10 protein-coding genes are annotated in these 8,436 nt (G+C 38.4%); 9 read left to right on the forward strand and 1 reads right to left on the reverse strand.

The window, feature by feature from the left end:
* Positions 1–5 precede the first annotated feature (5 nt).
* Positions 6–845 (forward strand): DUF4393 domain-containing protein, encoded by an 840-nt coding sequence (locus B2V92_RS14960; RefSeq protein ID WP_293309511.1) that lies wholly within the window; start codon positions 6–8, stop codon positions 843–845.
* A 188-nt stretch (positions 846–1,033) separates the two neighbouring features.
* Here B2V92_RS14960 and B2V92_RS14965 read toward each other — a convergent pair whose 3' ends face one another.
* Entirely contained in the window at positions 1,034–1,411 is a 378-nt protein-coding gene (locus tag B2V92_RS14965) for a helix-turn-helix domain-containing protein (protein WP_293309513.1), read from the reverse strand.
* An 855-nt stretch (positions 1,412–2,266) separates the two neighbouring features.
* Here B2V92_RS14965 and B2V92_RS14970 point away from each other — a divergent pair.
* From B2V92_RS14970 to B2V92_RS15005, 8 genes are all read left to right on the forward strand, one after another.
* Positions 2,267–2,998 (forward strand): DUF6261 family protein, encoded by a 732-nt coding sequence (locus B2V92_RS14970; protein WP_293309515.1) that lies wholly within the window; start codon positions 2,267–2,269, stop codon positions 2,996–2,998.
* 454 nt (positions 2,999–3,452) lie between these two features.
* Entirely contained in the window at positions 3,453–4,130 is a 678-nt protein-coding gene (locus tag B2V92_RS14975; protein WP_293309517.1) for a hypothetical protein, read from the forward strand.
* A gap of 134 nt (positions 4,131–4,264) precedes the next feature.
* A complete protein-coding gene (locus B2V92_RS14980) occupies positions 4,265–4,933 on the forward strand; it encodes a hypothetical protein (protein WP_293309519.1) in 669 nt (222 codons plus the stop codon).
* Positions 4,934–5,979: 1,046 nt separating this feature from the next.
* Positions 5,980–6,348 (forward strand): hypothetical protein, encoded by a 369-nt coding sequence (locus B2V92_RS14985; RefSeq protein WP_293309521.1) that lies wholly within the window; start codon positions 5,980–5,982, stop codon positions 6,346–6,348.
* A gap of 95 nt (positions 6,349–6,443) precedes the next feature.
* Entirely contained in the window at positions 6,444–6,758 is a 315-nt protein-coding gene (locus B2V92_RS14990) for a hypothetical protein (RefSeq protein WP_293309523.1), read from the forward strand.
* Between the two features lie 172 nt (positions 6,759–6,930).
* Entirely contained in the window at positions 6,931–7,404 is a 474-nt protein-coding gene (locus B2V92_RS14995; protein ID WP_293309525.1) for an SMI1/KNR4 family protein, read from the forward strand.
* Positions 7,405–7,413: 9 nt separating this feature from the next.
* A complete protein-coding gene (locus B2V92_RS15000) occupies positions 7,414–8,076 on the forward strand; it encodes a DUF4279 domain-containing protein (protein ID WP_293309527.1) in 663 nt (220 codons plus the stop codon).
* A gap of 109 nt (positions 8,077–8,185) precedes the next feature.
* Positions 8,186–8,436: hypothetical protein (locus B2V92_RS15005; protein ID WP_293309529.1), on the forward strand; the 251-nt coding region annotated here is incomplete at its 3' end.

An 8,436-nucleotide genomic window follows, 5' to 3' on the forward strand; every position in this document is an offset into this window, starting at 1 on the left:
TATATATGGATAAATCTTTAATTAATCTGGGGAACAACAAAGTTGTTGAAAAAGCTTATGATGATATATTATCTAATCCTGGAAGGAAAGTCAGCGAAGCTTTAGGAACTATCATTAATATTGGGAACACTTTACTTTGGCCAATAAAATGGGCAAATGAAAGAACAAGAATTTACTTTGAGAACAATTTAAAAAAATATGAAGAGCGGCTATCAAAAATTGATGATAGTAAAATTATTGAGGTTCCTACAGAAATTTCAATGCCAATTTTGGAGAGATTTACATATGTCTCCAACGATGAAATTAGTAATGCATTTATAAATCTTTTAACATCTGCTTCAAGTACAGAAACTATTCAATTTGCGCATCCAAGTTTTATTCAGGTAATAGATCGCTTATCTCCTGATGAGGCAAAGATTATTAAATATTTCTCTGTTAAGGACGCTATTCCTTATATCACATTGTCAAAACATGATGTTAAAGCACAATCAGCTGAAGATCTTTTAAAACCTAATTATAAACCGCAGATTGATACATCATCTTACATTACACTATGCCAGAAAGCCAATGACATAAGTGACGAAGTAGAGTTAAATTTTAGCAATAATTTAAGTATATACCTAGACAACCTTATTTCATTAGGCCTAATTAGGGATTTGTCAGAATATTTCTACTTAATATTCAAGGAAGATTACCAAAGGCTCACAGCAAAATTATTAGACGAATATAAAGATCATTTCTCTTCCATACCAGAAAATCTCCGCATTGACTCACAAAAAGTTAAACAAGGAATGTTCGAACTTACTGACTTCGGAAAACTATTTGTAAAATCAAGCATAACATAACGTATTCTATCGCAAGTCTTAGCGCCTTAGCCCGTGTAACGGCCAGACTTGTGCTTACAATAATTTTTTAAAAAAGATTGCTTCACTCCGCCTCACTTGGCCTACCCTTCGGTTCGCAATGACGGAGTAGGCGGTTCACTATGGCACACCAAGCCTCGGTCCTCCGTCTTCGGACATCGGACTAATTATTACTTATTCTTCAACAACTCTACTTTCTCGCGCTCGCTTGCCAATAACCTTTCATAAAGCTCAACAACTTTATCTAGCGGGTTGAAAGTGCAGTGTTGTCTAAAGTCGCCTGAACTGCTATCATTAAATGTATTGAAGTAATTAAATATCGATTCTTCAGAAAATGCTTTAATGGCTTCGGTGGTTACACCCAGTACGGTTGCAACTTTCTCTAGCGTGGTATCCTCAATTTCTTCGCTTTGCTCTAGCTTGCTAATGGCCTGTTGGCTAATGCCTAAAGCGGTGGCTAAAGTTTCCTGTTTCATGCCGCGGAGCTCGCGGATGCGGCTTATTTTACGGCCAAGGTGCGTGTTTTTTGTTTTTTCGGAGGTTTCCATATCCAAATATATTTAAAATAGCTGTAAGTTTTTAATTGGTTAACTGTATTAGTTGGTTAACTGGTTAATTGTATAAATTGGTTAACTGAAAATGGCAAACGGTTCAACTTATATATACCTTATATTTCTTATATGGTTAATATTTTAGGATCGTTAGAATACCAGATTCTTTTTGCACTATGTATGGCATTTAAGAAAATATAAGCTCATGTTGCATAAAAGATTGCTTCACTCCACAGCCCTACCCTTCGGTTCGTAATGACGGAACAAAGGGGCGGTTGCTATTACACACCAAACCTCGGTCACCGGTCTTCCGACATCAGACAGCCTTTATACTTTGCGTTCTTTGCGCCCAACCTCCGCGGCCTTTGCGGTTAAGCATCGCCAAACTCTACTAAAAACTCCCAACTCCAGGCTTGCTAAAAACTAACCATTTCGTTATCTTAGTGCTATCCCTTTTTAACTGTGCATCAATCATTTCCCATCCGCACGGTTAATTAAATCATCCCACATTTTATTAACGGGTTTAACTACCCATAAAATTTAAAGGTTATGGCAATAACGGGCATGATTAGGGAACCTCCGCGTTCGGCAAAAACAGTACAAAAACAATCAGGAAAGTATCTTTTTTGGTTAAAAGGCTCAAATTACTTTGAAACCTCCCTGCCGTGGGCAGCGATAAATCAAAGTTACTTTGAAACCTTCCTGCCTCGGGCAGCGATAAATCAAAGTTACTTTGAAACCCTCCTGCCGTGGGCAGCAATAAATCAAAGTTACTTCGAAACCTTCCTGCCACGGGCAGCAACAAATCAAAGTAAAAACGTAAAAAACACTCAACCATTTAATTTAAAACCTATGATTAACTCAATCGTATTACAACCGCTCCGCAACGGAGAGTATATTCAGTTCTTAACTGATACCTTAAATATCGTATCGAAAAATAATCCAAAAAAACTTAATGTTAGCGCACAGTATGATGCACTGCTTGCAGCAAAAGATGATATTGAAAAACTGTTCAAAATCAGTCAGGCCAGTTTGATAACTGCAGAAATAGAGGCTTTGGATAAACGGAGGGATGATGCCATTAACGGCATTAGCTTACAGGTGCAAAGTTTATCATACAGTGCCGATGCAATATTGAACAAACATGGCAAAACCCTTTCGGCCCATTTGGCGCTGTTCGGCACCAGTATAGCTAAAGAAAATTACCAAAGCGAAACCACCATCCTCCGCAATATTGTTAACGATTGGAAAAACAAACCCGAATTGCAGGAGGCCGTAACCGCTTTAAACCTGGGCAACTGGTTAACCGAGCTCGAAACAGCCAATAACGATTTTAGTACGGCATACACCAAGCGTAACGAAGAACTGGCCACAGCCCCAACCGAAAAATTAAAGGAATTACGCAACAAGGCCAACGAGCTTTATTACAAACTGCGCACAAGGATAAACTCCAACCTCGATATTAACGATGGTGCCGAACCATGGGCAGCAACAGTGAATTTGCTGAACCAGAACATTAGCACTTATACACTGCTGCAAACACGGAGGGCAGCCGGTAAAGGAGAAGAGCCTACGGTAGGGTAGTATTATTGTTAACCGGTTAATTGCTTTGTATGGATTAACTGTATAAATTGGTTAATCGGTTAACTGTAAATTGCTAAATCCCAATAACCAAATTTCACTGTCCAAACAGCGACCGACTATTGAACTATTCGCGGTAACACACTAAGCCTCCGACCCCCGGTCTTCCGACATCTGACTCCTCTTTACTTTGTCGTTAAAGCCACGGATGCACGGAAAACACGGATTAGAAACTAAACTAAAAAGATTGCTTCACTCCACCTCTCTGGCCTATCCTTCGGATCGCAATGACGTTAGCGGTTAACCGAAAATTTTACCGGGCAAATAAACTGCCAACCAAAACATTTGGCAACAAATGGTACTATACTTTTAGGGGCAGTATGGCAAGCTAACTTTAAAACACCAATTTAAAACTGTAAGCTAAAACCCTTACCTTGTAGCAAGTAAATTAACAAGCATGCTCACTATAGATTTGATACCGGTAATTGAAATCGGATATAATAACCAGGGGATAACTGCACCTCACAAATATCCATATTGGGAGCATCCTGAAATTTGGAATGCTTATCATCAGGAATGTTTTGAAAAAGCAGGTTTTAAAGATAAATTGACACCTTATTTAAAAGGTTCTTCATTTTTTAAACCCTCAGAAATTACCGATAACAATTTAACCAAACTCACCATCGATCATACGCAGGAAATGAGAGATGGAAAATATGAGCGACAACAGGCCGCAACATTTTTTGGCGGTTATGTTTTGAATATCAACGGAAAGGACAAATATTTTCCCCAATGCTGCGGAGGCCTGAGCGACATTGTATATTGGGACAGCCTTTCTACACAACAGAAAACTTATTACGAAGGGCACCCTGCCCCACAGATCAAATTTGATGGTGACAATGTTATATTCGACTTTTTGGTTGATGAATTTGATGGACCTTTTGAACCTGCACCATCAGAAATTACGCTTTCAGTTGATCGATATGAGCTCAAAAAAGCAGTTGAAAAAGCTAAAACCGCACTTCAATCTTTCGAAAAACGTTTGGATAAGATAAATGAGGCCGAAAAATTAAACATTGAAAACATTGGCAAACTTTTAATTTGGGGCGATGATAACCAGGAAATCAAATTATAGTATACGCTTTGTTAGCCTAAACAAACCTTAATAAGATATTACCAATCATAAACCAGGCTTTTTGCACCAAAAAACAAGGGCATAAGAACTGTACAACAAACAGGTTTATGTGCAATACCAACAATTAACCACAAATGAAAACACTGCTAAGCATTGCGCTAATATTCTTTTTCTTTGGCTGCAAACCAACCCACAAAAAAACAGAAGAAAAATGGAAAACAATTGAGGTTGGCGACTACCTTTTTGACTTTCCCCAGGACTTTAAATTTATAGAGGAGCAAGGGGTTGACTCTTATGTTGGAAAAATTAAGGGAGATGATATCACCTTTGAATTTGATTTTGGATTTTACTCAAACGATTATGAAGAAACCATTGATGAATATTTAAAAGATGGAGATTGGCGAAGTTCTATTCCATTTCAGTTTATGAAAGATGGCATAACTTATGATCACAAAAACATGCCAAAGGTCGAAATTATCAATATCCGGCCCGCAACCGCCAAAGATAACCCCAAAAATAAAAAATATGATTTTGTGGCAGAATGTAAGTACGAAAACAAAAAATTTAATTACCCGATATCGATCCCTGATGATATCAAAAACCAAAATTGCAGGGTTGATACCATTCAAAATGTTTACAGAAAGATCGTATTCTCCAGAGACACAAAAAATGGCATTACGGGAATTTACCTCACAAAAATGAGTGGTGGTAAAGCACTATCACTTTATACCAGTAACCTAACAACAGAACAACAAAAAACGGCCTTAAAAATTCTCGGAACAGGCAGGTTGAAACGCCAATAAGCTAGGTTCTAAGATTGATGCACTCCAACACACTGGCTCTGCCCTTCGGTTCGCAATGAAGGAGCGAGGACTGTACAAATGGATTAACTTAAAATGGCGAACTGTACAACTTATATGTGCCTTATATTTCCTTTATGGTTAATATTTTAGCTATTTGGCAGGATAATTATAATGCCTCATTTTTTTGCACCATATAAGGCATTTAAGTAAAAAAAAGCTCATGTTGCATAAAAGATTGCTTTACTCCACCGCACCGGCCCTGCCCCTCGGTTCGCAATGACGTTAGCGGTTAATTGTATACCCTTCGACTCCCGAATACTCGGGACAGGTTACGCTAAGAGGGTTAACTGAAAATAGCAAATTGTAAAACTTATATGTGCCTTATATTTCTTATATGGTTAATATTTTAGCTATTTGGCAGGTTAATTATACGGCCTCTTTTTTTTTTGCACCATATAAGGCATTTAAGAAAATATAAGCTCATGTTGAATAAATGATTGCTTCACTCCGCATCACTGGCCTGCCCTTCTGTTCGCAATGACGTTAGAGGTTAACTGTATACCCTTCGGCTACGCTCAGGAAGTTAATCGGTTAACTGAAAATTACTAAATCCCAATAACAAATTTTCAACCAAACGCTGCGCTAATCACCTTAAATCTGCGGGAGTAAAAAGACGGTAAAGGTTTCCCGCTGATCGCACAGATTTCGCAGAATACCAGCCATACCTTTCAGTTCGCAGGATTAATTACCAATAATCAAATTCCAATGTTCAGACAAAGTTAACGTGAAGCACCAAACGCCCGGCGGTAAACCCCAACAACCAAACTTCAATTTTCAGACGGACTTAACGCAAGTCGCCATACGCTAATCGCTAACCCTCAATAATCTGCGGTATTTTTCTGCGGCATCTGCGGGAAACCAAATTCAACTCAAGTCCATTTAACAAAACCATAACCAACTAAATTTGTAGCTGTTCGGCTTATGCGCTATATTGTGCTTTAGATTTATTTCCAACAAAATCAACACACACCTAAAACCTACCAACAATGAAGTTTATTTTAACACTAGTGCTCCTAACCACAATATCACTTGCTGGTTTTTCACAGGAAACAAAAAAAGCCATCATCGAAAATCGCATTCAGGATACAAAGTATGCTTATGCCTATATTTTAATCCAGGGTAAGTTCTTGTCCAAAAGGCTGAAAGTTGATGTGGATTTAGGAGACTCGCCAGAGCAGGTAAAAGAAGGCAGGCAGTATTCGGAAATGTTAACCAATAAAAAATCGTACGCTGCAATACTCAATTATATGGTAGAAAACCAATACGAACTTGTGCAAACACTCGATTATACCGATACTTATTCGGGCTCAGGCGGCACATCGGGTATTGTATTTATTATGAGGAGAAAGGTTTAGTTTTAGTTAGGGGTTAACTGAAACTGCCAGGCTAAAAATTTATGCACTTTACACTTCTCTAATTAAATACGAGCAAGTTATTTTAAAATAGAAAAATGAGTCAAACTGAAAATTATTTACAGCGGGCATGGTCTGATGCGATGGACAATGTAAACATCGAAGATATAAAACTTGCCATCAGGGAGCTTAAAGAAATGGATGATGAGCATGGGGCAATTTGGGTGGGCGTTATTAAAAATGATGAAAATGTGATAGAGGTTGAGAAAGACCTTACCGCCTATATCCATTTCGAAGAGCAGGAAACAATAAGTACAAAACTAAATTCGTGGGAAGAAGTAATTGAGCTTTATAAACTCCTGCTCGATCAAAAATTCGACGACATTATTAGCTTCGTTAAGCAAGGGCAGTAGGCTAATTACCAATGATCAAATTTCAATTCCCAAACTAAGTCAGCGCCATACCCCATAGTATGCAATTCGCTATTACACACCAAACCTCCGACCTCGGTCTTCCGACTTCCGACTGCTTCGCTTATCGCTAAAACCCCACAACCAAATCCCAATTATCAAACAAACCCAACTCATGCACCCCACAATAACAGACATTATAGCACGCATTAAGGCCAACAGTGACGAACTTGGAATTACGCTTTTTGCGCCTGCTTCATCAAAAGAGATTGCACATTTTGAAAACGCCATGCATGTTAAACTGCCCGATGATTATGTAGAATTTTACAGTTTCGCAAACGGTTTCGAATCAGAAGAAAATATCTTTAGAATTATCCCTCTGGATGAAATTATTGATAATTCAAAAGAGGTGAATACCTATACGGTACACCCAACCGACTTTCATTTCGCAGAGTACATGATCTACTGCGATAGTTGGGCAATAAACATAAATCCTGCCAACAAAAACGATTACAGCATTTACAACAAAGTAAAAAACGTAATCACATTAACAAATTCGTTCGCCGAGTTTTTAGATACTTTTCTAAATGGTGACGTTTTTGATGGCTTATACGAATGGCGAAAAAGAATAGAAGCATCTGGAAAATAAATGTATTTCATGACAGACGAACAGCTTGCAGTACTTATTGAAAAGGAATTCGAAGAAAAAACACTAGGTGTAACCGAACAATATCTCGAAATCCATGCACCAGTTTACATCAGCAACAAACTAAAGATAGACAGGATAGACTGCGAAAGCCACGAATGTATGGTGGCTTACCTGCCCGTACAGGATGAGCGGTTTTACTTTGCAGTTTACATAGATACTGTTTCGGGTAAAATTATCAATATTGGAACAGAGCCCTATCACCGCGTTTATTTTTTTGCTACCTCAGCAACATTAACCGAAACTGAACTGAAAGCAAGCACTACCCTATCTGTTTACGAAAGCTGGAATAAAGGCCATTTAAGAAAGAACGGCAGAGCTGTTTATAAATATAGCGGATTAAGGATATTACCCAATACCGAACCCGATGAATTTGAAGATAAACTGGGCAAACTATTAAGTTATCTCGAAACAGATAAAAAAGGCGTAACAGAACTGGTAGAAAAAGCCGAAGGTTACATTCAGGTTGCTATGGATATCCATAATGGAAATGGAATGATAGGCGGTCCGGATATTAGCCGAGAAAATATTGCCCGCATGGCTAAACTGGGCCTATCCATCAACTTCGATCTGTATGTTGGTGGAGAGCCTTTTAAGGAGGCTACATACGATTAACTTTTTGAGGGGATAGGTTAGGGTTAATTATAAAAATGCTAATTTCAATTTTAAAACAATTTAACGCCAAACGCTTATCGCCAAGCCCAAACATTGCACTGAGTAAAACATGGACCGAAAAAGTATAAAAACCAATACTCTAAAAACCATTTGTTGGGTAGGCCATTCTATTGTTGATTGGGCCTCTGCCGGAATGTGCTATCATCCTGATGGAAAAACCGATCAATTGTGCCCGTACACCTATAGTTTTGGCGATTCGGCCATTACATCGGCCGATGGACAATATGCATTTATTTATCAGAAGCTGGGAACAAAAGGGCTTTTACTTAAAAACGGAGAGATTTTACGGGAGATAAACCG

Origin of the sequence: Pedobacter sp. UBA5917, from assembly GCF_002432345.1 — a bacterium.
In the GTDB taxonomy this organism is placed as follows: domain Bacteria; phylum Bacteroidota; class Bacteroidia; order Sphingobacteriales; family Sphingobacteriaceae; genus Pedobacter.

What these genes read in the sequence shown, in the direction of transcription:
- B2V92_RS14960 (WP_293309511.1), top strand. Translation starts at nt 6, where the DNA reads ATGGATAAATCTTTAATTAATCTGGGGAACAACAAAGTTGTTGAAAAA.
- B2V92_RS14965 (WP_293309513.1), bottom strand. Translation starts at nt 1,411, where the DNA reads ATGGAAACCTCCGAAAAAACAAAAAACACGCACCTTGGCCGTAAAATA.
- B2V92_RS14970 (WP_293309515.1), top strand. Translation starts at nt 2,267, where the DNA reads ATGATTAACTCAATCGTATTACAACCGCTCCGCAACGGAGAGTATATT.
- B2V92_RS14975 (WP_293309517.1), top strand. Translation starts at nt 3,453, where the DNA reads ATGCTCACTATAGATTTGATACCGGTAATTGAAATCGGATATAATAAC.
- B2V92_RS14980 (WP_293309519.1), top strand. Translation starts at nt 4,265, where the DNA reads ATGAAAACACTGCTAAGCATTGCGCTAATATTCTTTTTCTTTGGCTGC.
- B2V92_RS14985 (WP_293309521.1), top strand. Translation starts at nt 5,980, where the DNA reads ATGAAGTTTATTTTAACACTAGTGCTCCTAACCACAATATCACTTGCT.
- B2V92_RS14990 (WP_293309523.1), top strand. Translation starts at nt 6,444, where the DNA reads ATGAGTCAAACTGAAAATTATTTACAGCGGGCATGGTCTGATGCGATG.
- B2V92_RS14995 (WP_293309525.1), top strand. Translation starts at nt 6,931, where the DNA reads ATGCACCCCACAATAACAGACATTATAGCACGCATTAAGGCCAACAGT.
- B2V92_RS15000 (WP_293309527.1), top strand. Translation starts at nt 7,414, where the DNA reads ATGACAGACGAACAGCTTGCAGTACTTATTGAAAAGGAATTCGAAGAA.